Source organism: Monashia sp. NPDC004114, from assembly GCF_053603855.1.
The window spans coordinates 11,888-37,683 of sequence record NZ_JBSGGK010000002.1 but is presented as its reverse complement, the minus strand read 5'-3'; the positions used below and the strand labels follow the sequence as shown (position 1 = coordinate 37,683).

At 70.0% G+C, this 25,796-nt stretch carries 20 protein-coding genes; 14 read left to right on the top strand and 6 right to left on the bottom strand.

From position 1 onward, the window contains the following. From ACWEOW_RS02880 to ACWEOW_RS02850, 7 genes are all read left to right on the top strand, one after another. Positions 1-2,643: an ATP-binding protein gene (locus tag ACWEOW_RS02880; RefSeq protein WP_452267649.1), complete on the top strand. Its 2,643-nt coding sequence runs from the start codon at positions 1-3 to the stop codon at positions 2,641-2,643. Next, the gene (locus ACWEOW_RS02875; protein WP_452267648.1) at positions 2,640-4,760 is read left to right on the top strand and encodes a hypothetical protein; all 2,121 of its coding nucleotides are present in this window, start codon (positions 2,640-2,642) and stop codon (positions 4,758-4,760) included. Before ACWEOW_RS02880 ends, ACWEOW_RS02875 begins: the two co-directional genes overlap by 4 nt. Next, positions 4,750-5,430 carry a hypothetical protein gene (locus tag ACWEOW_RS02870; protein WP_452267647.1) on the top strand — a complete coding sequence of 227 codons (681 nt, stop codon included), beginning with the start codon at positions 4,750-4,752 and terminating at the stop codon, positions 5,428-5,430. The genes ACWEOW_RS02875 and ACWEOW_RS02870 overlap by 11 nt, the downstream gene beginning before the upstream one ends. Positions 5,431-5,437: 7 nt before the next feature. After that, positions 5,438-6,571, top strand: a complete 1,134-nt coding sequence (locus ACWEOW_RS02865) for a M23 family metallopeptidase (RefSeq protein ID WP_452267646.1) — start codon at positions 5,438-5,440, stop codon at positions 6,569-6,571. Between the two features lie 136 nt (positions 6,572-6,707). After that, the gene (locus ACWEOW_RS02860) at positions 6,708-7,352 is read left to right on the top strand and encodes a dihydrofolate reductase family protein (RefSeq protein WP_452267645.1); all 645 of its coding nucleotides are present in this window, start codon (positions 6,708-6,710) and stop codon (positions 7,350-7,352) included. An 81-nt stretch (positions 7,353-7,433) separates the two neighbouring features. Next, the gene (locus ACWEOW_RS02855) at positions 7,434-8,003 is read left to right on the top strand and encodes a GNAT family N-acetyltransferase (RefSeq protein WP_452267644.1); all 570 of its coding nucleotides are present in this window, start codon (positions 7,434-7,436) and stop codon (positions 8,001-8,003) included. Between the two features lie 120 nt (positions 8,004-8,123). Beyond that, complete coding sequence (locus ACWEOW_RS02850; RefSeq protein WP_452267643.1) at positions 8,124-10,670, top strand: cellulase family glycosylhydrolase; 2,547 nt, start codon at positions 8,124-8,126, stop codon at positions 10,668-10,670. A gap of 22 nt (positions 10,671-10,692) precedes the next feature. On the opposite strand, the gene ACWEOW_RS02845 is transcribed toward ACWEOW_RS02850, so the two are convergent. From ACWEOW_RS02845 to ACWEOW_RS02820, 6 genes are all read right to left on the bottom strand, one after another. Then, the gene (locus ACWEOW_RS02845; protein ID WP_452267642.1) at positions 10,693-11,451 is read right to left on the bottom strand and encodes an SDR family NAD(P)-dependent oxidoreductase; all 759 of its coding nucleotides are present in this window, start codon (positions 11,449-11,451) and stop codon (positions 10,693-10,695) included. 34 nt (positions 11,452-11,485) lie between these two features. Continuing rightward, positions 11,486-12,493, bottom strand: coding sequence for an acetamidase/formamidase family protein (locus ACWEOW_RS02840; RefSeq protein ID WP_452267641.1), 1,008 nt, complete (start codon positions 12,491-12,493; stop codon positions 11,486-11,488). After that, the gene (locus ACWEOW_RS02835; RefSeq protein WP_452267640.1) at positions 12,480-13,724 is read right to left on the bottom strand and encodes an alpha-hydroxy acid oxidase; all 1,245 of its coding nucleotides are present in this window, start codon (positions 13,722-13,724) and stop codon (positions 12,480-12,482) included. Before ACWEOW_RS02835 ends, ACWEOW_RS02840 begins: the two co-directional genes overlap by 14 nt. Before the next feature lie 55 nt (positions 13,725-13,779). Continuing rightward, positions 13,780-16,164 carry a lysylphosphatidylglycerol synthase transmembrane domain-containing protein gene (locus ACWEOW_RS02830; RefSeq protein ID WP_452267639.1) on the bottom strand — a complete coding sequence of 795 codons (2,385 nt, stop codon included), beginning with the start codon at positions 16,162-16,164 and terminating at the stop codon, positions 13,780-13,782. A 211-nt stretch (positions 16,165-16,375) separates the two neighbouring features. Further along, the gene (locus ACWEOW_RS02825; RefSeq protein WP_452267638.1) at positions 16,376-17,287 is read right to left on the bottom strand and encodes an alpha/beta fold hydrolase; all 912 of its coding nucleotides are present in this window, start codon (positions 17,285-17,287) and stop codon (positions 16,376-16,378) included. Between the two features lie 113 nt (positions 17,288-17,400). Next, entirely contained in the window at positions 17,401-18,918 is a 1,518-nt protein-coding gene (locus ACWEOW_RS02820) for an alpha/beta fold hydrolase (protein ID WP_452267637.1), read from the bottom strand. 268 nt (positions 18,919-19,186) lie between these two features. On the opposite strand from ACWEOW_RS02820, the gene ACWEOW_RS02815 reads away from it, so the two are divergent. The 7 genes from ACWEOW_RS02815 (at position 19,187) to ACWEOW_RS02785 (ending at position 25,796) form a co-directional block, all read left to right on the top strand. Then, positions 19,187-20,851, top strand: coding sequence for a DUF4389 domain-containing protein (locus tag ACWEOW_RS02815; protein ID WP_452267636.1), 1,665 nt, complete (start codon positions 19,187-19,189; stop codon positions 20,849-20,851). Positions 20,852-20,871: 20 nt separating this feature from the next. Then, on the top strand, positions 20,872-22,113 hold the full coding sequence (locus ACWEOW_RS02810; RefSeq protein ID WP_452267635.1) for an acyltransferase family protein: 1,242 nt from the start codon (positions 20,872-20,874) through the stop codon (positions 22,111-22,113). 15 nt (positions 22,114-22,128) lie between these two features. Continuing rightward, positions 22,129-22,386 carry a DUF3303 domain-containing protein gene (locus ACWEOW_RS02805; protein ID WP_452267634.1) on the top strand — a complete coding sequence of 86 codons (258 nt, stop codon included), beginning with the start codon at positions 22,129-22,131 and terminating at the stop codon, positions 22,384-22,386. Between the two features lie 51 nt (positions 22,387-22,437). Beyond that, on the top strand, positions 22,438-22,881 hold the full coding sequence (locus tag ACWEOW_RS02800) for a hypothetical protein (RefSeq protein ID WP_452267633.1): 444 nt from the start codon (positions 22,438-22,440) through the stop codon (positions 22,879-22,881). Positions 22,882-22,946: 65 nt separating this feature from the next. Beyond that, positions 22,947-23,978 carry an alpha/beta fold hydrolase gene (locus ACWEOW_RS02795; protein WP_452267632.1) on the top strand — a complete coding sequence of 344 codons (1,032 nt, stop codon included), beginning with the start codon at positions 22,947-22,949 and terminating at the stop codon, positions 23,976-23,978. A 48-nt stretch (positions 23,979-24,026) separates the two neighbouring features. Then, on the top strand, positions 24,027-24,758 hold the full coding sequence (locus tag ACWEOW_RS02790) for a methyltransferase family protein (RefSeq protein ID WP_452267631.1): 732 nt from the start codon (positions 24,027-24,029) through the stop codon (positions 24,756-24,758). A 66-nt stretch (positions 24,759-24,824) separates the two neighbouring features. Next, positions 24,825-25,796, top strand: coding sequence for an alpha/beta fold hydrolase (locus ACWEOW_RS02785; protein WP_452267630.1), 972 nt, complete (start codon positions 24,825-24,827; stop codon positions 25,794-25,796).

Sequence of the window (25,796 nt, the reverse complement as noted above, 5' to 3'; positions counted from 1 at the left end):
ATGTGGACGCCGTTCAGAAAGGGTCAGGAGCGCCGGGCACCGGTCGGCGACCAGGCGCAGTACCGCGGCCGGCTCGACGACTGGGCGCTGCGTGCGGTGGTCAACCACGTCACCTTCTCGGGCAAGGGATCGGACCGGATGGTCGCGTGGTACCTCGCGGACCCGCAGACGTGGAGCTTCCGGTCGGTCGAGGAGGGCGAGGGTCTCATCTACGACCAGGCCGTGCAGCTCGCCGAGCTTGTCGGCACGACGGTGTACTGCCGCGTCACGACCCGGCCCTACCCGGTCCACCACTGGGCCGCTGCGGCATATGCCAACGCCCCGGAGCCCCAGACCGGGTTCGACGAGATGATGCACCGGGACCAGCTGCACATGGCGCAGCACACCCAGGCCGACAAGCTCGTCTTCTACGGGGTCGACCTGGGCGAGCGGGGGGTTGCGCTCAAAGCGCTCGGAAAGGTGCTCTCGGGCGCGGTCGACCGGGAGATGCAGGCGCTGGAGGAGCGGCTGCAGGCGGTCGACGCGATCATGGCCGGCCCTGGCATCGAGGCGGCCCCGGCGTCGCCCAAGGACATGGAGTGGCTGCTCGCACGCTCGTTCGCGCTCGGCTGTCCCGTCCCGGTGCCCAGTCCCGACGAGCCCGACCGCCACTCGCTCGACGAGGATGACCTCGCCGAGTTCGTCAACACGGCGTCGTGGACAGCCGAGCCGCTCGGCGCCTCGGTGCGGATCGTCACGGCGGTCAACGACGTGCCGGTGACACGGCACGTCGTGGTCCTGACGGTGGCGCGGGTGGGGGAGATCCAGATCCCCGAGAAGCACGAGCCGTGGATGGCCAAGTCGGACCGGCTCGGGTTCCCCGTCGAGTGGTTCTACCGCGTCGACCCGCGGGCGCCGGAGGAGATCTCCAAGGAGATGTCTCGGCTGACCAACCGGATCGACGGGCAGATGACGCACTGGCGTGAGGAGCACGGGAAGCGCCCGCCGAAGCAGCTCGCCCGTCAGGCCGACCGTGCGGCCGACGTCGAGGACGAGATGCGGACGGAGTTCACAGGTCTGTCGACCCGGACCCGCGGCTGGTACCGCGTGGCTGTGTCCGGCAGCACCGAGAACGAGGCTCTGGAGCGCGCGTCTCGGCTCGTCAACCTCTACAAGCCACAGATCAAGCTGGTGCGGGAGCTCGGGCAGTACCACCTGGCAAGGGAGTTCGTCCCCGGCGAGCCGTTGTCCAGCAACGCTCACGCGCGCAAGTTCCCGATCCTCAAGGTGGCCGCGGGGCTGCCGGCCGTGACGGCCGAGGTCGGCGACCGCCGTGGCGCCCACATCGGTGAGACCGCCGGGCTGTCGGCCCGAGCGGTCTGCTTCGACCCGTGGTTCCTCACCGAGGTCATGGAGCAGGGCGGCCTCGTGCCGGTCGTCGGCACGCCCGGCTCCGGCAAGTCGATGCTGCTCGGGACCTGCTCGTACAAGTTCGTCCTGTCGGGCGTGCGCGGCGTGGCCATGGACCCGGCCGGCCGCCTGCAGAAGATGCTGAAGCTGCCCGAGCTGGCGCACATCTCGCGCAGCGTCGACCTGCTGGGTGGCGCGCCAGGCAGTCTTTCGCCGTATGCCGTTGTGCCAGAACCAAATCGGGCCATGGTCGCGCTCGACGCGCAGGACGAGGAGGACTTTGCGACCAAGCTCGAGCTCGCGGAGAACGCGGCCCGGTCCACCCGGCGGGACCTCGCGTACGAGACGTTGCGCTGGTGCCTGCCGCTGTCGATGGGCCGCGACCCCAGCGCACAGGCGAGGCTCCGCTCGGCCATCACAGCCTCGCCGGACACCCGGTACTCCTCGCCCATGTCCGTCATCGAGCAGCTGCGGCGCGGCGACCAGCTCGCCCAGGACGTGGCCAACGAGCTCGTGGCGGCATCGCAACGCGAGCTCGGGCGGCTCTTCTTCCACGCGCGCACCGTGACTCCGGCGCATCTGGACCGCGCCCAGGAGGCGAGGTTCACCGTCTTCAACCTCAAGGGACTGGTCAAGCCGGACGAGTCTGTGGCGTTGGAGGACTACAGCCCGGAGGAGCTGCTCTACCGGCCGATCATGGCGCTCGCCGCGTGGTCATCCCTGCAGCTGATCTATCGGGGCGACCCGCACGAGCGGAAGCTGTTCGTGCTCGACGAGGCGCAGGAGGTCACCGAGGGATCGGGGGCGGGTCGGACCCTGGTCTACAAGCTCAGCTCGGACTCGCGCAAGAACAACTGCGCGGCCCTCGTCGCGATGCAGAACGCCTCGACGGTGCTCGGCGCCAACAACGTCAACAACTTCGTCGGGGCTGCCCTGGTCGGCCGGACGCAGGACATCGACGCTCAGCGGGACGCTCTCAAGCTCCTCGGCAAGCCCGAGGGCATTGGCTACGAGGAGATCCTCGGCAACCTCTCGCCCCGCGGCCGCCGCAGCGAGGAGCGGCTCGGGTTCCGCGAGTTCATCTACCGCGACGGCCTCGGCGGCGAGGGCGGGCGGGGCGGGATGGAGAAGATCCGGGTCAGCCTCAAGCACCACCCGGAGCTGTTCGAGGCACTCAACACGACGGCCTCGCCCGAGAAGCGCGCGACCCGGATCGCGCAGTTCCCACCCCGCGAGAGCGAGGGCGCTGCGTGACGCGGCGGTTCGCGCTGGCCCTCGTGGCCGCTGCGATACTGCTGCTCGGCCTGGCGGGGTCCGCGACGGCGGCGCCGCTCACGGCTCCCGGGCCCGCGGCGCCCTCGGCCGCCGTCCCGGAGCTAGCGGCGGCACCCGCCCTAGGCCCGGACTGCAATGGGGACCCGCCGCTGCCGTCGAATCCCTACGGGCACATCGCGGTTCGGCCGGCGATCGTCGCCGACGGAGACCCGTTCAGCGACCCCAACGTGTCGATCCAGTCGGTCTACGGCACCAACTACAAGTGGTGGAACTACGACAACGGCTGCTCGCCGCAGGACGGGATCATGCCCAGCCTCGGGGCGAACCTCGGGAACCTGATCGGCCTCGAGCTGCCCGGGCTCCTCCCGTCGTGGGGGCAGGGTCTGTTCACGCTCGTCGTCGACCCGTCGGGCTGGATCGGCTCGTTGGACACGACGGTCGCCAGTGTGACGGCCTCGACGGCAGCTGGCACGTGGTTCCCATGGCTGAGCGTCGCCATGACCATCGTGGCGATCGTCACCCTGCTCAGGGCGCGCAGCGGTCAGCTTTCGGGGTCGATCAACGCGGTCGCCTGGGCGCTGCTCGTCCTCGTCGTCACGTCGTGGGCCGTGAGCTATCCCGTCGAGTCGGTCAAGCTCCTCGACGACGGCGTCCAGACCGCAGTTGTCGCCATCGCCGACGGGTTCGACAAGGCTGACTTCGTCGGTCCGGTCGCACCGCAGTCCACCCAGGACAAGGCGACCGCGGCCAAGCAGACCCTCGACCGACAGTGGGACACGCTGACCCGTGAGACCGTGTTCCGCTCGTGGGCCGAGGGGGTCTTCGGCGACGCCGACGGCGTGACGGCCCGGACGTACGGCCCCGACGTCTTCGCCGCGACACACTTCACCTGGAACGAGTACGACACGTACGCAAAGGATCCCGCCGGCGCCGGAGCGCGCATCGTCGCGGCGAAGGCGCAAGCGTTCCGGCAGCTCGCCGACAAGATCCAGCAGGACGACCCCGTCGCCTACGACTACTTCACCGGCAACAAGTGGGGCGAGCGCATCACGACGGCGCTGCTCAGCTTCGTCTCGGTGCTCACGGTCGCGCTCTTCCTCGTGGTCGCCGGGATCTTCGTCCTGGGCGCCTACGTGCTGATCCGGCTGCTGCTGCCCCTGACGCCCGTCGCCGGCGTCGTCTTCCTCGTCGACTCCACCCGAGACATGGCGCTTGGCCTGTTCAAGAAGGTCGTCAAGCCGCTCGTCATGGGCCCGATCTACTTCCTCGCCGCCCTCGTCGTGCTGCGCTACAACGTGGGCGTCCTGCGCTCGAACCTGCCCGACTGGCTCAAGCTCGTGCTGGTGTTCCTTGTCGCCTACCTCGCCTGGAGGCTGCTGCGGCCGACTGCGGTCCTGCCGAAGATGAAGTTCCCGGGGCGGTTCCTGCCCGCCTACCTCGGCACGCGCGTCGGGACCGAGCGCGGGAAGGACGCCGACGACGCGCGGGACAAGCAGCCCGGGCCGGATGGCATACCCCCGTCGGGGCCTCAGCGACAGCACCCGGTGCACTACCCGGCGGCAGTGCCGCCGTCCTCCGAGGCTCTGTTCGTCGCCGCTTCGCGGACGCCGGAGTATGCCGGCGAGCTGACCTCCGGGCCCGCCCTCCGTGGGACTGGGCGGGGCACGTTCGCGCCGCGGGAGCAGCCGGTCGCGGGGCTGCCATCGGCCGAGGCGGGACGGATCGCGCGCGAGGCGTCGGGCGGCACGCGGTCGACGTTCGCTCAGCTCGGCTCCGGCGCGGGTGAGTTCGTCCGGCCCAGCGGGCCCAGCCAGGAGCCCTACCTGGGGAGGCACGCGACGCCCCTCGTGGCGCGCGAGGAGCCCCAGCGCAGCATCCCCGACCTGGTGCCGGTCGGCAGTCGTGAGGGCCTGTCGCGTCGCACGCCGCTCGGGACAGGGGCGGTGGAGGGGCGCGTCCTCGACGACCGCGAGACCGCAGTGACCTCGGTCGTCGACGACTCGAACCTGACATATGACAGCGCCGGCCAGCGCGTGTTCGTCGTCTTCAGCCCGGCAAGGAACCACGCCGAGGACGGGAGTCTCGTTGAGTCCTAACCAGCGCCAGACCCGCGGCGTGCTCTGGGACGTCATCGCTCCCTGGGTGCGGTGGCCCCTGCACTCACCGCGAAGACTCTTCGCCGTCCTGGGCGGCGTCGTCGTCCTCATGGTGCTCTGGCACGTCGCGTCCCGGGCCGCGGCCACAACGCAGCCGACCGCGAGCGCGACCTCAGCGGCGGTGACGAGCACGGCTGCCCCCAGCACCCCGTCAGACACCGCGCCCGCACCGGCCAGCACCATGACCGCCATGCCCACGGGCACGCTCCCGGGCACCACGCCGTCGGCGTCGGTGGGCACCAGCCCGGCGGGCGGCAACCCGAGCGACCCGACCGACCCAGCCGTTCCGGCCGGGTCCGCGGAGGCGGCCCAGGGATTCGTGACGGCCTGGGCCCGCCCCTCGCTGCCAGCCGACCAGTGGCTGTCAGGTGTGCGGGGGTACGTCGCGCCAGAGCTCGAGCGTTCGATGTCGTACACCGACCCGGCCCGGATCGACGCGACCACGGTCACCGGTCCGGCGCGGATGGTCCATGTCCTGCCCGACGGGAGCGCCGCGACGTTCGAGGTGCCGACCGATGCCGGAGCCACCCGGGTGGAGCTGGCGCTCGTCAAGGGCCGCTGGCTGGCCACCGACATCGTGCCGGCGTCGGCGGCCGCACCGGGGGACTGAGCCGAGAGTGTGGGCCCGCCTGCTCCTCGCGATCGGCCCCCGCAGGCTGGCCAAGGGTCTCGTCGGCGGTCTGGTCCTGGCCGCCTTCGCGGGCATGCTCGGCTTCACCCTCCTGCTCGGCGCGGTCGCCGGGTCGAGCGCCAGCAGCCAGGACCCGGCCCCGGTGGCCTGCACGTTGGCTCCTGGGTCGGGCTCTGCCGGCACGGCTGCCGTCGACGCAGCGGCCGCACGGACCCCGTCGGGCGCCGCGGCCCGACCGGCACGTGCGAGCCGCTGGTCGGCGGAGCAGCTGGCGAACGCGACGGTCATCGCCGACCGGGGACGGGCAGCGAACGCAGGCGCGAATGGGGTCATCATCGCGCTGATGACCGCCATGCAGGAGTCCTCGCTGCGGAACCTGCCGAGCGGCGACCGTGACTCCGTCGGGCTCTTCCAGCAGCGGCCGTCTGCCGGGTGGGGCACCCGCGAGGCGATTCTCGACCCGGTCCAGGCGAGCGACGCGTTCTTCGGCGTCTCGGCCCACACGAACAACCCGGGCCTGCTGGACGTCCAGGGCTGGCAGAGCATGCCCTACGGGGTCGCGGCCCAGGCCGTCCAGCGCTCGGCCTTTCCCACGCTCTACAACCGGTGGGAGCCCGACGCCCGCGCCCTGGCCCAGGTGCTCCTGTCGGGGGCCGCCGGGACCCTCGACTGCACCGGTGCCGCAGGCGCTGCCCAGGTGTCGGGAGTGTGGGCGCACCCGCTGGCCCTGGTGGCATACGTCCTCGTGAGCCCGTTCGGGATGAGGCTCGACCCGGTCAACGGGTCGTGGAAGCTGCACCGCGGCCAGGACTTCGCCGTCCCGATCGGCACGCCCGACCGGGCAGCGTGTGACGGCGTGATCGCTCGCACCGATCCGGCCGACCCGTTCGGCGGGGGAATGCAGACCGACCTCGACTGCGGCAGTGGCGTGGTGCTCAAGTACATGCACCAGAGCGCGTTCCTGGTCACGGCCGGCGACGCGGTCAAGGCCGGGCAGGTCATCGGTCGGACCGGGAACACAGGTCACTCGACCGGACCGCACCTTCACTTCCAGGTTGACGTCGACGGGCAGGCCACGGACCCCGTCGCGTTCATGCGGCTGCGCGGCATACGGCTCTGAGACGGATGAGCCCGATGTGCTGTCTACCGAGAGGCCGCGACGCGGTCGGCATCGGCCACGACCACGAGCCTCGTCGACGCGGTGGGGGGCTTCAGTATCGTGAGGGCAACCACAATCGCTCGCCCTGGAGGCGCAGATGGCAGTTCGCGTTGACCTCAACATCTCGCTCGACGGATTTGCGACCACCACGGATCAGACCCCCGAGAACCCGATGGGCGAGGACTGGTCGCGCCTGGTGGACGCCTATGTCGCGACCAGGACCTTCCGCGAACGCGTCCTGCACGACACCTCGGGGGAGGGCACGACCGGCGTGGACGACGAGTATGCGCGGGCGTACTTCGCGGAGGTCGGCGCGGAGATCATGGGTGCCGGGATGTTCGGCCTGCACAACTTCCCCGACGACCCGGACTGGCGAGGCTGGTGGGGCGACGAACCCCCGTTCCGGGTGCCCGTTTTCGTGCTCACGCACGGCGCTCCACGGCCGCCGATCGAGATGGCCGGCGGCACGACGTTCCATTTCCTGTCCGCGACACCGCAGGAAGCGCTCGACCGCGCGCTGGCAGCCGCCGACGGCAAGGACGTCCGCGTGGGCGGCGGAGCCAGCGTCGCGCGCGACTTCCTCAGGGCGCGGCTCGTCGACCAGCTCCACGTCGCGATCGCACCGATCCTGCTCGGTCGCGGTATCCGCCTCTGGGACGACCTGCGCGGTCTCGAATCGGGCTACGACGTCACCGCCGAAACGGCCGAGAGCGGCACCGTCCACCTGACGTTCCGACGGTAGGCGCGCGGCGTTCCGGATGTGGATCGTCCGGAAGCGCGCCTAGCCTGCTGGGATGGCACCTGCGCTAGAGGACGCGGACGGATGAGCACGGTGCGTGTGGTGCCCGCGACCGCCCGGACGTGGCCACAGCTTGGACGCGCCTTCGGACCGCGGGAGAAGGACCCCACATCGTGCTGGTGCCAACGCTTTCGACGGCACGGCGAGCCCGATAACCGGGCCGCGCTGCACCGTGAAGTACACGAGGCAGATGTCCCGATCGGCCTGTTGGCCGTCCTCGACGGCGTGGTGGTCGGCTGGACGCGCGTGGTGCCGCGCTCCACGCTGCCGGCTATCACCGAGCACCGGCGCCTACGCCGCATCCTTGATGACGATCCCGACGCGTGGTGGGTGTCCTGCTTCGTGGTGCGTCGCGAACACCGGGGGATCGGCATAGGAGTCGCGCTGCTCGAGGCCGCCGCGGACTGGGCGGCGCAGCACGGTGCCTCGGTGCTCGACGGTCACCCCGTCGACACCGATGGTCTGGCCGGCACCCCGTCACCGTCAGCCGTATTCACGGGAACCCTGGCCATGTTCCAGCGGGCCGGATTTGTCGAGATCGGACGTTCCTACCGCACGCGCCCCGTCATGCGGCGGGAGCTTCGGCAGCCGTAGGTTGTTCGCCCGCGCCACGGAGTCCGGCGATCTGGCCTGCGTTCATGCGGAGCCCGGCTATGCTCCGCACTCACTATGGCCGATCAGACGACGTCGTCCCGCGCCCGGTGGAGCACGCTGATGCGACGCCGAGAGCTCCGTGCGTCCGCCGCCGCCGGCGCGGTCGTGCTCCTGCTCGTCGTGGTCCTGGCGATTGCTGACCCGACGGGCCTGCTGGCGCCGGTGGGAGGGCACGGGATGCCCGTGGTCGGGTTCGGTGGTCCGTACCAGTGGGCTCCCCTGGTCGTGGGACTGCCGGTGCTGCTCGCCGGGACGATGGTTCCGGTCTACGCGCTGGGCCGCTCGAGCCGACGGCTGTTCGCCTTCACCTGGGCCTCTGTTGTCGGCGCGGTCGCCCTCGCTGCCGCCGCAACCGGGTTCGCGGCGGCCGTCCCGATGCTTGGGCCGCACCTGAGCCTTGCTGCCGCCCTGAAGTTCGCCGTTGCGACGAGCGGGTTCGCCGGCATCAAGGGCCTCGTGGCGGGACCACTGGTCGGGGCGGGCGCCGCTCTCGGGCTCGGCCGCCGTGTGTCCGGAACCACGTCTGGAACGGCGTCCGGAAACGAGTCCGGAACCGCCGCAGCCCCGGGCAGCGGGCACTGGCTCGAGTCGGGCTGGGCGTTCCTGGTAGCGGTTGCTGCAGTCGTCGTTGCGCTCACGGCGCTGGGCAGCTCGAACTGGCGCGGCGGCCCGGTCGGTTACGCGTTCAGCGGGTCCCTTGTTGCCCCCACCAGCGCCGCGAGCGCGCTCGGCACGCTGGCCGGGATAGCCGTGTTTCTCGGCCTGTTCGCGCTGACCGTCCGGGCCGCGCTGCGCCGGACTCCGGACAAGGCCCCGCTGGCGGTCTGGCTCGCGGCGCTCGTCGCGGGCATCGGACTCGGGGTCGTCGGGGCAGCGGTTGCTGCCCTGACCGGTCACCTCGACGACGCCGGCGGGGACAGCTGGTGGATCGCGACCACGTTGATCGCCGTTGCGACAGGGATCGGGTACGGCGTGGGCGTGGGCCTGGTCGCTGCGGTGGCGACCGGAGTCACGTGGCCCTGGCGAGCTCGCATCGGCGCAGGCGACGAGGAGAGCGCGACGCCCCACCGCGCGCGCCGGCGAACCTGGATCGTCGTAGGCACTGTCGTGACCCTGCTCGTGATGCCACTCATCGTCCCGACGGGAAGCCCAGGCCCTGCAGCCGTCGCGCCCGTCCCCGCCAGCGGCGGACTGGAACGACTGCACCTGCTGCCGGCACAGACCAGCGACGGGCTCCCCGTCATCGGCGACGTCACCGGCCGACGGGTTTTGCTTCGCGGCGTCAACGTCAACCAGCTGATCGACTACTACCTGCGCGACCCCGACGTCCCCGCGACCCAGAAGCCCGTCGACGACGACTTCGCGCAGATCGCGTCGTACGGCTTCAACGTGGTCCGCCTGGGCATGTCCTGGTCGCGGCTGGAGCCGACCAGGGGCAAGTTCGACCAGGGCTACCTCGACGAGATCAAGGCCGCAGTGGCATCAGCGAAGGCGCATGGCCTCTACACCGTGCTCGACATGCACCAGGACGCCTGGGGCAATGCGCTGGCCGCGCCCGACGCGACGTGCGGCGGTGGGACGTCCCCGACGACCGGGTGGGACGGTGCCCCGGCGTGGGCGACGATCACCGACGGTGCCCAGCACTGCCAGTTCATGGCGCGCGACCTCGCGCCTGCGGTGGCGACGGCATACAGCAACTTCTACACGGACCGCGACGGCATCCAGACCGAGCTGGTCCGGACCTGGGCGACGGTGGCGAAGGCATTCGCGAACGAGCCGGCCGTCGCCGGTTATGACCTGCTCAACGAGCCCGGTATCGGCGCGACGCCGCCGGTCAGCAACGCACTTCTGCTCGGGCGCTACTACGACGCGGCGATCACGGCGATCCGCGAGGCGGAGACCCCCGGTTTCGCGCACTTGATCTTCTTCGAGCCGAGCGTGCTGTGGTCCGGACTCGGATTCGACGTGACGCCACCCCCCGGGTTCACCTCCGACGCTCAGCTGGTGTTCGCTCCGCACCCGTACAGCGAGTCGATCACCCTGGACCAGAGCCTCGGGCTGACCATCGCATCGATCGAGCGGAACCTGGCGATGTCGGCCGAAGCGGCCAAGTCGTACGGCGCCGCGCTGTGGCTGGGCGAGTGGGGCTGGTTCGGGAACCCGGGTGTGGATGGCGCCAAGGTGCAGCGCTTCGTCGCGGCACAGGACAGGCTCGGCGTCGGCGGCGCGTTCTGGGTTTGGCGTCAGGGCTGCGGCTCCCCGGAGACGGGGGACGACGCGACGAGCAGCGGCAACCTGGTCTCGGTCGACTGCAGCACGGGCAGGCTGAGCCCGCCGCCTGCGGGCTTCGCAGAGCCTCTGAGCCGGGCATACCCGCGCGCATTCCCGGGGCGGTTGGACTCGCTGGCTTCCCGCGGCAGCGATCTGGCGTTCGCGGCGACCGTCGACGACCCCGACATCAACTGCCAGGTCGACATCTGGGTGCCCGGCGACACACACCCGAACCTGAAGACGACGGGCGTGACGGACACCGAGGTGACGCAGGTCGACGGCGGGTGGCGGGTGTCGGGCTGCGCGACGGGCAGCTACAAGATCCACGTCACCTAGCCCATCCGGCGGCGACGCCGAGTCAGAGCTGGACGCCTCGGGTCAGCGCACCGTCGACGACGAGGTTGGTGCCGCTGATCCGGCTCGCGAGCGGGCTCGCCAGGAACACGACCGGAGCAGCAACCTCTGCGGGGGTGCCCATGTGGCCCGTCGGGTTGAGCCCGACAGCTGTGGCGTAGAGCTCGGGGTTCCCGGTCTCGATGCTCGCCCACACGCCTCCGTCGAAGTAGGTGTTGCCCGGCGAGACGGTGTTGGCACGAATTCGCTTGTCCGCCAGCTGCAGAGCAAGGCCGTGGATGTAACCGACGATGGCTGTCTTGGCGGTGCCATAGGGACCGGAGGCGAAGTCCGACTCCCGGCCCGAGACGCTGGAGATCGCGATGATCGATGGGGCCTCGCTCCGCTCTAGGTGTGGCATCGCCGCCCGCACCAGACGCACCGTGTGCATGACGTCGACGTTGAGGCTCTGCTGCCAGTTCTCCTCGGTGTCGGGGATCGCCAGCGCGCTCACGTTGGCGACCACCGTGTCGATGCCGCCCATCGCATCGGCGGACCGCTCGACCCATGCAGCCAGGGCCTCGCCGTCACCGACGTCGAGCACGGAGCCGGTGACCTGGCCGCGGCCGGACAGGTCGCCCTGGGTCCCGTCGACCTCGTGGGGATCGCGCGCGCAGTAGCCCACGACGGCTCCCTCGTCGAGGAACGCCTCGACGATCGCTCGACCGATGCCTCGGGTGCCTCCGGTGACCAGGACGCGCTTCCCGGCGAGATGCAGATCCATGGGGTTGGGCCTTTCGTCGTGGTCGATGCCTCTGTCAGTTCGAGCCGAGGCCGCGGGCCCGGTCACGCAGGTCGGCGTGGATACCGTCGTAGACCTGCGCCCCTGGAAGCAGGGCTTTGGGCGCCTTGACGACGACGCTGTAGTTCGCGTCGACGACGTTCGCGACGGGCACCTGGGCAATCTGGGAGCACAGCTGGTAGGCGTCCATCGTGTGCAGACCGAGGAGCTGGGCGACCCAGTGCACGAGCTCGGCGTTTCCGATGCGCCACGAGTCCTCCAGCGGCCGGCTCGACCCGACCGCCATCACGTGCGCGTCGTCCTCGATGCGCGGCCATCCCGGTGCTCCGCCCTTGACCAGCTCGACGATGAGGGTCGAGTTCATCGCGCCCTCCACCGCGGTGCCGCACGCCTCTCCCTCGCCCTGCCGGTAGTGCCCGTCGCCGATCGAGAACAGCGCCCCCTCGACGTTGACACCGAGATAGACCGTCGACCCGGCGCGCATCTGCGGCGTGTCCATGTTCCCGCCGAAGCGGTCGGGGACCAGCGAGGAGCGCACCTCGCCTCCGGCGGGGGCTACCCCCACGGTGCCGAGCATCGGCTCGAGCGGCAGCTCGATGCGGTGGTCGGTATGCCGTGCGGCGAAGGCCACGGTCCGGCGGTCGCTGTCCACCTCGTAGATCCACGTCGTGTCCGGGAGGGGGTCCTGCAGAGTGACGACACGGTCGGTGCTCGTCATGCCCCCGAAGAACGGGATGGCCGCAGAGGCGCCCCAGTCTCGGGCCGGGGTCAGGTCCACCAGGTGCAGGACGAGGGTGTCGCCGGGCTCAGCGCCCTCGACGTAGAAGGGGCCGGTCTGCGGGTTGACGAAGCGGAGGTCGACTTTGGCGCTCGACAGGTCGTCGACCGTGCGCAGGACACCTCCGAAGGCATCGTCAGACCACAGCCGAAGGGCGTCTCCCGGCTTGATCCGCATCGCGGGAGCGACGCCGCCGAAGGTGTAGGCGTACTGATCACGGCTTGGCGTGAAGTCAATGACGTCCATGCTCGAAAGTACCGCCGGGCTCGCGGATCTGGACATGGTCTGGCCGAAGCTCCGCGACACCACCCACGCCGAGCAGCGCGAGGGTGCCGGTGAGCTCACGGAGCAGGATGTCCGCCGCGCGCTGCACCCCTCGCTCACCGCCGGCCATGAGGCCGTACAGATACGCCCGTCCCACGAGGGCAGCCCGGGCGCCGAGCGCCACGGCGGCCGCGATGTCGCTGCCCGACATGATGCCTCCGTCGACGTACACCTCCGCCCGGTCACCGATCGCGTCGACGATGAGCGGCAGCACCTCCAGCGGTGTCCTGCTCCGGTCCAGCTGGCGTCCGCCGTGGTTCGACACGACCACGGCATCCGCGCCGGCGTCCACGACTGCCTTCGCGTCAGCGACCGTGAGGATCCCCTTGACGACGAGCGGCCCATCCCACGCCGAGCGCAACCAGGCCAGGTCGTCGAGTGTTGCAGCGGGGTCGAAGAGCCGGTTGACGAGGTCTGCGACGGTGCCGTCGGAACGGTCGAGCGACGCGAACTCGAGCGGCTCCGTGGTCAGTAGGTCGAACCACCAGCGCGGATGGAGGGCGCCGTCGACGAAGGTCCGCAGGCTGAGGGAGGGCGGGATGGTCAGGCCGTTGCGGACGTCGCGGAGCCGGGGCCCGGCGACCGGCGTGTCGACCGTGAGCACGAGCGCCTCGTAGCCCGAGTCACGGGCGCGGGCGACGAAGTCCCGACTGGCCGCCCGGTCCCGCCACAGGTAGAGCTGGAACCAGCGCCGAGCGCCCGGGGCCGCGGCGGCTAGATCCTCGATCGAGGTGGTGCCCATCGTCGACAGCGCGTAGGGGATGCCGACGCGCTCGGCCACCCGCGCCACGGCGGGCTCGCCCTCGGTGTGCATCATCCGGGTGAACCCGGTCGGCGCGAACACGAGTGGTGCCGCGGACCACCTGCCCAGAATGGTCGTCGAACAGGCGACCGCGGAGACGTCGCGGAGCACCTGCGGGTTGAACTCGACGCGGGCGTATGCCGCTCGGGACCGTCGCAGGGCGTACTCGTCCCCGGCGCCGCCGTCGGTGTAGTCGAAGACCGCACGTGGCGCCCGACGTCTCGCCAGCAGCCGGAGGTCGGCGACCGACGCGGCGTGGGCCAGCCGTCGGTCGGTCGGGTTGAGTGGTCCGCCCCGTGGGCGCAGCAGGGGCTGGAGCTCGGACCACCTGGGCCGCCGACGTGCGGTCATCTACGAGTTCTACACCGCGCGGGCGGTGCGCGGAACGGGCCCGAATGGGTGTCGGTCACAGGTACTCGCGCTTGCGCAGCCAGAAGATGGCCGGGTATCCCCACACCGGCGGAAGGTATGCCGTGATGAGGCGGTAGGCGAACGTGGCGGGCACCGCTTGCGCCTCCGGGACGCCAGCCGCCATGAGTCCCGTGATGATCGCGCCCTCCATGACGCCCATGCCACCGGGGACCGGCGCGAGGCCGCCGAGCAGTGAGGCTGCGGTGTTGACCAGGATCAGGACCCATACGGAGGCGGAGCCGCCGTATGCGTGCAGGCACAGCCCGAGGCTCCACGCGAACAGAACCTGGCTGCACAGGTTCGCACCGAAAAGGCGTTGCAGCTTGGCGGGCTTGCTCGCGATCTCGCGCAGGTTGTCGCGCACGATCTCGTACTGGGGTTTGGCCTTGTCGACCACCTGCTGACGGAAGCGGGGACGCAGGGCCAGCAGTCCGGCGATCACCCCGACGAGCACCAGGGCCGCAAGCAGCAGCCACAGCAGGTAACCGTGGCCGCCCGCACTGTCCGAGGTGTCCGAAGAGCTGGACTGCAGGTTCGCCAGGGAGAACGAGCCCCATGCGAACAGCGCGGCGATCAACGAGAGCACGATCTGGACGGCGAAGCCTGCCAGGCTGTACAGAACCCCCGAGCTCACCGCGACGGAGGCGCCGAGGCCCTCCTTCTGGAAGAAACGCACCGCCGCCGCCGTGGTCGCGACGGTGCCGCCGATGAGTCCGAAGAAGCCGTCCGCAAGCCGGAGCATGACCAGCGGTCCGATCCGCATCGTCGCAGCAACCGCGCCGCTGATCGCGACGGCCTGCGTGAAGTTGGGAAGCACCCCGACGACGAACGCCGCGGCGATCCAGACCCAGCTTGCGGACAGGATGGTCTGCCAGAGATCGTCGAACCCGGCGAACTGGCCGATCAGCAGCCAGACACCGAGCAGGGTGCCGGCGGCCATGAGGATGCTGCTCGCCTTGAGCCTCCGGACCTCGGCCAGCTCGGCCGACTCGACGCCGAGGTCGCTGGTCAGCGCCTGGCGCAGGTCCTTCAGCAGCGGGGACTTGCGGCTCGGACGCGCGTCCGCAGGCAGCGCTGCCACCTGGACCATCGACAGGACGTCGCCGAGCTGCTGGTCGTCCAGAGCCCGGCGGCAGGCAGCAGCGGCGCGGTCAGGACCGACGACCCCGGCGGTGACGACGAGGCAGGCGGCCCGGTCGGCGGCGAGGTCGCGATCACTCGCAACGACCGATCCGCCGGGTAGGTTGCGCAAGGTCCACGAGGTGCCGTCGGTCGCGGCCGCCTCGGCCGTGATGGCACCGTGCGAGACACCGGCCCGTCCGAGTCGGAGCATGAGCTGCCACAGCGTGTCCAGGAGGCGGTCGTCAAGGACGTCGTCGTCGAGCTCGGCAAGCGTCCGACCGTGGTCGAGCGTGGTCACGACGACCACGTCCTCAGCGCTTCCGGCGAGGCCGGCGGCCAGGATGCTCGTGGATGACGCGCCGGCTTCGGCCGCCCGCATCGTGACCGCGAGGTGATGCTCGAGGTTCTGGAGCCGGGTCAGCGGCACTGGCATACGTGCGTTGCGGTACCAGAGGAACCGCAGCAGCCGCGACAGCACCTGGGTATCGACTGTGCTGCGCTGGTAGACCCAGATCTCCACGCTGCCCACGTCTGCGCGCGCGTGGAACCGTTCCGCCATGCCGTTGCGTGCCTGCCGGACACGCTTCGGGTCCGCGATCACCACCCCGATGTCGCCTGCCAGGGCCGCCGCCTCGGCGGGAGTGACTGTCGGGATGTCGCGGCCGACGATCAGACGCCACGCGCATCCGGTGGCATAGCCGATGGCCGCCATGGCGGCGAGCGCAGGAAAGGAGATCGTGGTGTAGAGCAGCACGTACACCGCCGTGGTCAGCTCGCCCAGGACGAGCGCCCGATGGAGCGGACCCAGACCAGCCGGCCACTGGGCCGCGGACGCGGCGACCCCCATCACCCACCCGACACCGGCAAGCGACACATCGCCGGTTGCCGCCCCGACGACGACCAGTGGCGCGGCCGCCGCCCCGATCCCTGCGGGGAGCCCCAGAAGCCAACGGCGCTGCCGGATCGCCAACACCACCAGGGCAACTCCGGTCCCGGTCAGCGCCAACAACATGATCCCAGCGAGCAGCGCCCCGACCCATACCCCCGACAGGGACCACCCCGAGCCACGCACGTCCCCGCCGGCCCACCACGCCACGGCCGCGACCAGCAGCGCGACGACACAGCGGACGGCGTCGACGGGCGAGCGCACCACACCCTTGGACTGTGCTCCGCTCCGCAGCAGTGCCCCAGCCCACCGGTCGAGGACGCTCGACTGTCGGGGCTCGTCCGCGGACAGGACCATCCCCGCTGCGCTCATGCCCTCACCGCCTTCCCGCCAGGATTATGTCGGCCGCAACACACCTGGCGCTGGCGACTCGCCTAACTGCGCTCGCTCGGTCGTCCGGCGACAGCGCTCGTGCCGCAGGCCGGTAGGAAGGCACGTCAGCCACAGCGACCCGCCCGGGGTCGTGACCGCCTCTACCAACGTCGCGCACGGTGCGCACAGCTGGTGCGGCCTCGGGCCGGCGTCAGTCAGCTGCCCGTGCCGATGGCCCTGCAGGCATCGTCGGCGCCGTCGAGGCAAGGAATGACCTCACGGCTCGCATGACCTCGTCCGGCCGCTCGTCATGTGGGTTGTGGCCGGCCGCCTCGATGAGCACGAGCTCCGAGCGGGGGATGCCGTCGGCGAGCTCTCGTTGGCACTCGGGCGGGAAGACGAAGTCGTCCAGCCCGGCCAGGACCAGTGTGGGCACGGTGATCTCGCCGAGCCGGTCGGCCACCGACCAGTCGTGAAGCAGATGCCGGCTTGCGTAGATGAAGGCCTCGGGCCGGATCCGCGACCGCCACCCTCCCGCGGCCAGCTCGCGTGCCACGGCGCGCAGACCATCGCCCGAGCTGTAGGCGTCGCCGATCCGCCAGAAGATCCGGTAGTACTCGCGGCGGCTGAAGTCACCCCGGAACCACCGCCGCACGAGCTCGACCTTGTCGGGTGGGTATCCACGCCGCGCCAGCACGTCGGGCGCGACCTCCCGCGCCCACCGGCTGTCGGCGCCCGTGTCGACGAGCACCAGCCGGGAGACATGGTCGGGGTGGCGCAATGCGTACTCCAGCGCCACATGCCCCCCGAACGAGTGTCCGAGCACGGCCCAGGTCTCGAAGCCGAGGTGCTTGCGCAGCATGTCGGCGTCTGCGGTGAGGTTGTCCCAGCTCATCGACGACACCGGCGCGCCCGTCGATCGCCCGTTGCACCGGTGGTCGTAGAACACCAAGGTGTACTCGTTGGCGAGCCGCCGGAACGCGCCCAACGTCCAGAGATCGGCACTGGGCCCGCCGTGCATCAGCACCAGCGGTTCACCCGTGCCCACCACGTCGACGTAGAGGGAGACACCCCGAAGCGTCACTCTTCTCGGCCAGTCCCGCGACCCGATCGGCCACCGCATCGTCCCTCGCCCCAATCCTCTGAGAGCTTCGCCGGCCTCCCAAGCCGATCGCGGTGCGTCCCAACCCACCAGAGCCCAAGGTCCTGCCACCCGCCACGCGGAGGTGGCCGGCATCACCTCAGGCGGAACGGCGGAGCCGGAGATCCCTTCGCGACGCACGACGTGTTGAGCCCGATCGCGCTGGCGCTGCTGAGGAAGGCCGCGATGATTGACGGCATACAGCCGAGCTGGCCGACGACGTGCTGCTCAGCCGGCATCACGACGATGCGACTGTTCGGCTGTTGGGCCGGAACACCGGCGAGGTTCGACGGCGGGTCCTGAGGATCGCCGTCGCCCACCAGCCACAGCACAGGAGTCCGCGTCCGGACCGCGGCGCCGTCCGCCGGCGCGACGGCGCCCTTCGGCAGGTACCGGCACTTGGCCTCGCGCTGCGTCGCATTCGACAGTTCCAAGGGGCGTGAGTAGCTGCCTCTGCCGAGCCGCGCGACCTCGGCCGGCCTGAGCGTGGCCCAGGCCTCTGAGCACAGGATCTCGTCGGCCATGACCAGCGTTGGACCGCCCGAGGGTGGTGCGCCGATGACATCGGCCGCCTCGACCCACCGACCCAAGGAGGCGAGGTGGATGCCAAGCGGCACCTGCGCCGCGGTCGACTCGTTGAGCAGCGCCAGGTGAATAGCGTTGGCCAGCAAGGCTTGGTCGATGACAGCCGTGTCACCCGATGCGGGGTCGACCACGGTCAGGGGCTTGGCCAACCGGTTCAGTAGAGTCGTCCACTCGTTCGCCAGTCTCGGGAACGCCTCGTGGCAGGCCGGGTCGGCTGCGCAGCGCTTGAAGAGCAGGTTGAGGGCTGCCTGGCTGCTGGCCGCCATCCGTTCCAGGACCGGCACGTCGACCGGGGTCGAGCCGTCGAGGACGGCCGCCCGCACGCGGTCCGGGTACTGGCGCAGGTAGTACTGCACGAGGGTCCCACCGTAGGAGGTCCCGTAGAGGTCGATCTGCTCGTAGCCGAGCGCCGCTCGGACGTCGTCGATGTCGTCGGCCGCGACCGTCGAGGTGTACAACCGTGGGTCGCCATCGATCGACGCGAGCGCGCCGCTGGCCCAGGCAGATAGCCGCGTCTGCGCGGCGGTGGGGGAGAGCCCCTTCGTGTCCGGCACGGCCGGGTACTCGAGAGCGTTCGAGGCGCCCGTGCCGCGCTGGTCGACAAGAACGATGTCACGCGAAGCATGCACATCCGCGAAAACCTTTGGCATCCAGGCGAAGAACTGGGTGCTGGGTGCGCCCGGGCCCCCCGCCAGCACGAACAGCGGCTCGGGCGCTTGACGCGGCGCGAGCGCGGGGACGACCGCAATGCGCAGCGCGATCTGGCGCCCGTCAGGCCTTGACCGGTCCTCCGGCACCCGAAGCGTGCCACACAGTGCCGACGCCTCGGCATGCACGGGATACTCACCCTTGATCGTGCAAGAGACCAGAGGCTCCCCGTCCACGAGCCTGCCGTATGCCGGGTGCGCTCCTTCCGAGACCGTGTCCGGTTGCGTCGTGCACGCGACCAGAGCCACGGCCATGGGCACGATAGTCGACATGACGATGGCGGTGACCAGCCCCGTGCGGGATCGTCGGCCTCGTCCCATCGGGCACCTCCCTCACCGGGCCCTGCCGAGCGCCGGGCAGGAAGCGCCGCCGTCTCGGACATCGGCTCCAGGGTGCGACCGGTCGACGTGCCGTGCTAGATCCGAAGGTCCTCCGCCCGGGGCCGAGTCCGGCTATACCGGGCACGAGTGCTCCCGGTCCGGCGTAGCGTGAGGACACCGGGGAGCTCCAGGACGCCGACAGAAGCCGTCCGCGTCGCCTCGGCGACAGGACGATACGGCTACCGGAGCCGAGACAGGTCGCTGGACCATGAACATTCCCAGCACAGCACCACCTCCGTCCGGGCCTCCCAGGCATCCACCACCTGGGTATCCGCCGGGATACCAGCCGCCGGTTGAGACGCCGCCCCGCCGCAGCCTCGCCGCCCTGATCATCGGCTGCCTGCTGCTCCTGCCAGGTCTGGGGCTGGTCTTGGGCGGAGCCGGCATCGCTGTCGCGAGCGCCGTGGCCAAGGACGACGCCGGCTTCTTCTCGGCGTCCCTCGACAGCCTCCGGACTCCGACGCCTGCCATCACGGTGGAGGACGTCGTTGTCCGGAGCGAGCCCGACGTGCCGCAGTGGGTGCTGGATCGTCTTGACATAGAGATCCGACTCACGGCGCGCTCGGTGGACCCAGGAAAGGCGATCTTCCTGGGGTTCGGCCCTGCGGATGCCGTCAGCGCCTACCTAGCCGGGACAGCGCACGACCAGATCATCGACATCTCCGACCGTCGGGTGCCGACCTACCGCACGGCTCCCGGAGACATGGAGATCGCGCCTCCGACCGAGCAGACGTTCTGGACGTCGAAGGTGTCTGGGACAGGCCAGCAGGTGCTGACCTGGAGGCCTTCGAGCGGGCGCTGGGATGCCGTGCTGATGAACGCCGATGGCTCGGCCGGGGTCGACCTTGCTGCCACGGTTGGCGTGCGGGCCGGCTTCCTGCTGCCGATGGCCCTGATCATGGTGGGGCTCGGTGTCCTGCTGACAGGTGTCGCAGTCGCACTCATCGTGTTCGGTGCCGGCGCCGCGCGGACGGAGCCCGGCCCGCCTGGCCCGTACCCGGCATACGGCGCCCCTGATGTGAGCGCCGGTGCCGACTCGGCGAGTCCGCCGGTGCCCGGAGCGGTCGGCGCGGTCCGGGTGCTCGACCAGGAGGGGCCGCTGGGCGGCCCGCCGGCTCCGGAGGCTCACCCGTGGGCCGGCAGTCCGGTGGCCATCAATGCGTGGCTCGACGACGGGCTCTCGCGGTGGATGTGGCTGGTCAAGTGGCTGCTCGCGATCCCGCACTTCATCGTGCTGGCGTTCCTGTGGTGCGCCTTCTGCGTCGTCGCCCTGATCGCCTTCTTCGCGATCCTCTTCACGGGGACCTATCCCCGCGGACTCTTCGGCTTCAACCTCGGCGTGCTGCGCTGGTCCTGGCGGGTCGAGTTGTACTGCGCACATGGAGGACTCGGCACTGACCGCTACCCACCCTTCAGCCTGGGCGCCGAGCCGGACTACCCAGCCACCCTCGACATCGCGTATCCGGATCACCTGTCGCGGGGGCTCGTCCTCGTGAAGTGGTGGCTGCTCGCGATCCCGCAGTACCTCATCGTGGCCCTGTTCGTGGGCGGGGGCTGGGGCTGGACCAGCACCCGCAACGGCGACATCTACCGCTTCGACCCGATCGGGGGTGGCGTCCTCGGCCTGCTCGTCATCGTTGCCGGGGTCATGCTCCTCTTCTCGGGCCGGTACCCGACGTCCCTCTTTGCCTTGATCATCGGGCTGAACCGGTGGGTCTATCGGGTCATCGCGTATGCCGCCCTGATGACGGACGCGTACCCGCCGTTCCAGCTCGACGAGGGAGGCCTGGAGCCACCTAGGGCGCCGGTCTCGGCGCGCGTGCCACCCGGGTCGGTCCCCCTGTCTCGGGCGCCGTCGCCACCGCCAGAGTAGGACCAGGGTAAAATTGGTCGGTGCACGACCGGGGTAACCAGCCCGGATTGGATGGCGTCCGTGGCGTGGCAATCCTTCTGGTCCTCGGCCAGCACGCCCCGACCAGACCGCTCATCGACGGCTTCGTCGGTGTGACGGTGTTCTTCTGCCTGTCGGGGTATCTCATCACCACCTTGTTGGTCCGGGAGCTCGACACCGGCCGCATCGATATCCGGGCGTTCTATCGCCGGCGCGCTGCGCGCCTCTGCCCGGCGTTGGTGACAGTCGTGGCGGTGACGATGGTGGTGCTGTACCTGGTCCGGCACGACCTCGGCGTCGGGCAGATTCTCGGACCCGCCGGCGCAGCAGTCACCTATACGACAAGTCTCTTCGACTGGGCCGGCCATCCTTTCGCGACCCAGGACTACCTGAACTACACCTGGACGCTCTCCGTCGAAGAGCAGTTCTACCTGCTCTGGCCGTTGGCCCTGCTGTGGGGATACCGACGCAGTCCTCGGCTGTTCGCAGCACTCACGGTGACGCTCATCGGAATCACCGTGGCGCTTGACCTCTACCTCGGCCTGAGTCGAGAGGTGTTCTTCGACCAACACGAGTATGTCGGGACAGACACGAACGCTCTGCCCATCTTGGTCGGCTCACTGCTCGCGATGGTTGTTCACAACACGTGGCTCACCATGACGGTTCGGCGTCTCGCGCCGACAGCGTTGATGGCCGTGGCCCTGCTGCCGGTTCTGGCATATCGGAACGACACCTATCGCGCCTCTCTGGTGATCGTCGCGGGGACCGTCCTGACCATCGTGATCTTGGCTGGTGTCGTATCGGCACCGGCTTCTGCAGCTGGACGCCTCCTCGCTAGCCGCCTGATGCGGTGGCTCGGCGAAAGGTCGTACTCGATCTATCTCTGGAACGTCCTGGCGCGAATTGCGGTGCTCAGTGTGCTCGGCCGCACTGTGGTCGGTGATGTCGCCTGGATCGTCATGTCTGTCGTCCTGGCCGAGGCGAGCTTCCGCTTCGTCGAACGCCCCCTGCGCGCCAAGCTCGGCCACAGACCTCGGCGCGCCGCGCCGCCGATCGGCGGTGGAACGCGACGCGGGCTGCGGACTCGACCCGGCGGCATACCCGACGTGTCGGCCAGCCACGTGCGTACGGCGCCCTGGCCCGGGTACGAGTTCTCTTCGGGGCGTCATCCTGAAAGGACCGGGCTGCCGCACGGGCCGTCGCTACACTCTGAGACGACGGGAGGCGTCCGGTTGGACGCATGATGACCGAGGAGCACCATGCTGTTCCATATCAAGCAATCTCATGCCCCGGCGGACTGCCCGTACGGCGCGGGCGGGTCACGGTCGCTCTTCGACCGCGACAACCCGGACGTGACGATCCACGGCTTCTGGCTGGCTTTCCCCCAGCACACCACGTATCTCGTGGTGGAGACCGACGACATCGCGCATCTCCAGGCGTTCCTCAAGCCGGGCACGGGCGTGACGGTCTGCGAGATCACCCCGGTCAGCGACAGGCCGGTCGCTCCCAACACCTAGCCGCGCCGGACACGTCGGCAGGGCCCGGTACTGACGCCACAAGGGGGAGCGATGCGCAACGAGGCCATGGAGCGGCTGGCTGTCCTGGTCGGGTCGTGGCACGCGACGCTGCGAAACGCGTGGTTCCTGGAACCGGCCGACCTCGAGGTGCCAGGCTCAGCGACGGTCGAGTGGCTGGGCGACGCGTTCGTGGTGTTCCGCTGGACGATGGAGGGCGATGTCGGATCCGCCACGAGCGAGATGGTCCTGGTCCTTGGTCGCAGTGACGCACGCGACGCATTCACCGCGCTCTACCACGACGAACGAGGGGTATGCCGCGTGTTCGCCATGACGTTCGCCGGCTCTGCGTGGACCCTGAGCCGAGAGGACCCTGACATGTTCCAGCGGTTCATCGCCGACGTCGGGCCCAGCCGGATCGCGGGCCGCTGGGAAGCATCTGAGGATCGCGGAACCACCTGGCGCAAGGACTTCGACCTCGTCTTCGACCGGGCGTAGCACGGGTCGTGACGCCATCGCGTCACTCGTGCCCTGAACCGACCTCACTGCGGTTCACTGGTGCCGTGGCTGCCCGGGACCAGCGTCTGGGGATGGCGCCTCTGGCCGATGGGGCGCGAGTGGCCTACGCCCTGACGGGCACCGGTCCGTTCCTTCTTGCGGTGCCGGGTTGGCTGAGCCATCTCGAGCTGGGCTGGGCGATCCCGGCCGACCGCGTCTTCTACGAGGCGCTGTCGTCGGGCCGCACGCTGGTGCGCTACGACCGACCGGGCTGCGGGCTCTCCGACGCATACGAGGGCCCGCGCACGATGGACCTTGAGGTGGCCACGATCAAGGCGGTCACCGAGGCGATCGGCATGACCCGTTTCGACCTTCTCGGCTGGTCCATGGGGGCAGCGGTGGCGGCCCAGTGGGCCGCAGACCGGCCCGCCGGGGTCTCGCGACTGGTGCTGTACGGCGGCTGGGCCACAGGTGCCGCCATCGGCGACGACGACAGCAGGCGCCATGTTCTCGGGCTCCTCTCGACTCACTGGGGCCTGGGCTCGGACCTCCTCACCGATCTCTTCGCGCCTGACGCGGACGCCGGCACTCGCAGAGCCCTCGCCGGCTACCAGCGCGCCGCCTCCTCGCCCGAGACAGCGGTGGCACTGTTGCGCTTCGCGTACGACATCGACGTGCGTCCGGTCCTTCCGCGCGTGACAGCGCCGACGCTCGTGCTGCACCGGCGCGGCGACCGCGCCGCGCCCGTCAGCCAGAGCGTGGTCCTGGCCGACGAGATCCCCGATGCGCAGCTCGTCGAGCTCGAGGGCCGCTCACATCTGCCTGCGTTCGGGGACGCAGAGTCCGTCGTTGCCCAGGTTCGGCGCTTCCTCGGCCTGGCCCAGCTCAGAAGCACGATGCCGACCGGGCTCACACCCCGCCAGTCAGAGGTCGCCGCTCTCGTGGCCGACGGTCTCACGAACCGTCAGCTGGCCCAGCGCCTGGGCATCACCGAGCGATCGGCCGAGTCGCATGTCGAGCGGATCCGGCTGCGCCTCGGGTTCAGGACCCGCTCGCAGATCGCCGCCTGGTACGTGGCGAGCGGACCACCCAACTGAGGTAGTTCCACGGCTGACTCGGCCTGCAGATGTTCGCACGATGAAGTCATGTCACGACGCCCCGTGTATCTCGTTCTCTCCGCAGCCGGCTGGTGCGGGTTCGTTGCGGTCACCTTGTGGACCATGGCATTCCTCGCCGGCGTCGTCGTCCCGAGGACCGTCGACGGACCCGCACGCACGACGACCGCCTGGGCGATCGTCGTGGACACTGCGCTCCTGCTGCTCTTCGCCGTGCAGCACTCTGTGATGGCACGTCATCAATTGAAGTCGTGGCTCCGTCGGCGCGTCCCCCCGGCGCTCGAGCGCACGGCATACGTCCTCGCCACCGACCTCTGCCTCGCCGTGCTGCTCCTGCTGTGGCAACCGTGGGGCGGCCAGGTCTGGCGCGTCGACGGTTTGGCCGCGATCGTGCTGTGGTCGCTGTGTGCAACCGGCTGGATCCTCGCGATCGCGTCGACGTTTGCGGTCGACCATCTCGAGCTCCTCGGTCTGCGACAGGTCGGATGGGCGCCACGGCGGGACGTCGGGACCATCGCGGGCCTGCGGGTCGACGGCCTCCACGGTGTCGTGCGCCATCCGCTGATGACGGGCCTGTTGGTGGCCTTCTGGGTGACTCCGCACCTGGGAGCAGCGCATCTCTTCTTCGCCCTCGCCGCGAGCGGGTACATCGCCGTGGGGATCGCGTTCGAGGAACGCGACCTCAGGCGAGAGTTCGGGCCTGCTTACGACGCGTATGCCGCCCGCGTCCCGGCGCTCGTGCCCAGACTGCCGACCAGGTAGCGGCCCGGCCTGGCCGCGACGATCCGGCTCTCATCGCGTGGTGACATCGTGTGGTGTCATTGCGTGGTGACCGCACCCGCTGACCCTCGTGCTCAAGGGATGCTCGATGTCGGTGAGGGGAACGAGATCTACTGGGAAGAGTGGGGATCGCGGTCTGGTGTCCCGGCTGTGTATCTTCACGGTGGTCCGGGCGGCGGCCTGCGCACGAGCCTGTACCGCACGCAGTTCGACCTCGACCAGACCCGGTTGGTGGGCTTTGAACAGCGGGGATGCGGGCGCTCGACCCCACATGCCTCAGACCCGTCGGTGTCCCTGTCTGCCAACACGACCGACCACCTCGTCAGCGACATCGAGCACCTTCGCGAGCGCCTCGGCATCAGCTCGTGGATCGTCAACGGCGCGTCCTGGGGGTCCACCCTGGCGCTGGCGTATGCGCAGGCACATCCAGACCGAGTGCTCGGCATCGTCCTGTTCGCCGTCACGACGACGAGCCGACGTGAGGTCGACTGGATCACTGAGGGCGTCGGCAGCGTGTTTCCAGAGGCCTGGGACCGTCTCGCCGCTCACGCCGAGAGCGCCGGCATCGGCTATCGCCGCGGTCAGGGTCGGCTGGTCGAGGCGTATGCGCACCTGATGGAATCGGCAGACCCGGCTGTCCGTGAGATCGCGTCACAGGAGTGGGCCCTTTGGGAAGACACTCATATCTCCATCGGCACCGGAGGCTTCCGGCGCGACCCGAGGTGGGACGACCCGCGTTTCCGGCACGCGTTCGTGCGCCTCACGGCGCACTACTGGTCGCACGACGGGTTCTGCAGTCCGCCGATCCGAGATGGGATGGAACGCCTCCGAGACATTCCGGGCGTGCTGGTGCAGGGTCGACGGGACATCTCATCCCCGACGGTGACTGCGTGGGAGCTGCACCGAGGCTGGCCCGGGTCGACGCTCATCGTCGATGAAGGGGACGGGCATGGCGGCAGCTCGATGTCACAGCGCTGGCGCGACGCGAACGACCAGCTGGTGGCGCGCCTGCGCCAGTGA

What these genes read in the sequence shown, in the direction of transcription:
- ACWEOW_RS02880 (WP_452267649.1), top strand. Translation starts at nt 1, where the DNA reads ATGTGGACGCCGTTCAGAAAGGGTCAGGAGCGCCGGGCACCGGTCGGC.
- ACWEOW_RS02860 (WP_452267645.1), top strand. Translation starts at nt 6,708, where the DNA reads ATGGCAGTTCGCGTTGACCTCAACATCTCGCTCGACGGATTTGCGACC.
- ACWEOW_RS02855 (WP_452267644.1), top strand. Translation starts at nt 7,434, where the DNA reads ATGAGCACGGTGCGTGTGGTGCCCGCGACCGCCCGGACGTGGCCACAG.
- ACWEOW_RS02850 (WP_452267643.1), top strand. Translation starts at nt 8,124, where the DNA reads ATGCGACGCCGAGAGCTCCGTGCGTCCGCCGCCGCCGGCGCGGTCGTG.
- ACWEOW_RS02845 (WP_452267642.1), bottom strand. Translation starts at nt 11,451, where the DNA reads ATGGATCTGCATCTCGCCGGGAAGCGCGTCCTGGTCACCGGAGGCACC.
- ACWEOW_RS02840 (WP_452267641.1), bottom strand. Translation starts at nt 12,493, where the DNA reads ATGGACGTCATTGACTTCACGCCAAGCCGTGATCAGTACGCCTACACC.
- ACWEOW_RS02835 (WP_452267640.1), bottom strand. Translation starts at nt 13,724, where the DNA reads ATGACCGCACGTCGGCGGCCCAGGTGGTCCGAGCTCCAGCCCCTGCTG.
- ACWEOW_RS02830 (WP_452267639.1), bottom strand. Translation starts at nt 16,164, where the DNA reads ATGAGCGCAGCGGGGATGGTCCTGTCCGCGGACGAGCCCCGACAGTCG.
- ACWEOW_RS02825 (WP_452267638.1), bottom strand. Translation starts at nt 17,287, where the DNA reads ATGCGGTGGCCGATCGGGTCGCGGGACTGGCCGAGAAGAGTGACGCTT.
- ACWEOW_RS02820 (WP_452267637.1), bottom strand. Translation starts at nt 18,918, where the DNA reads ATGGGACGAGGCCGACGATCCCGCACGGGGCTGGTCACCGCCATCGTC.
- ACWEOW_RS02815 (WP_452267636.1), top strand. Translation starts at nt 19,187, where the DNA reads ATGAACATTCCCAGCACAGCACCACCTCCGTCCGGGCCTCCCAGGCAT.
- ACWEOW_RS02805 (WP_452267634.1), top strand. Translation starts at nt 22,129, where the DNA reads ATGCTGTTCCATATCAAGCAATCTCATGCCCCGGCGGACTGCCCGTAC.
- ACWEOW_RS02800 (WP_452267633.1), top strand. Translation starts at nt 22,438, where the DNA reads ATGCGCAACGAGGCCATGGAGCGGCTGGCTGTCCTGGTCGGGTCGTGG.
- ACWEOW_RS02790 (WP_452267631.1), top strand. Translation starts at nt 24,027, where the DNA reads ATGTCACGACGCCCCGTGTATCTCGTTCTCTCCGCAGCCGGCTGGTGC.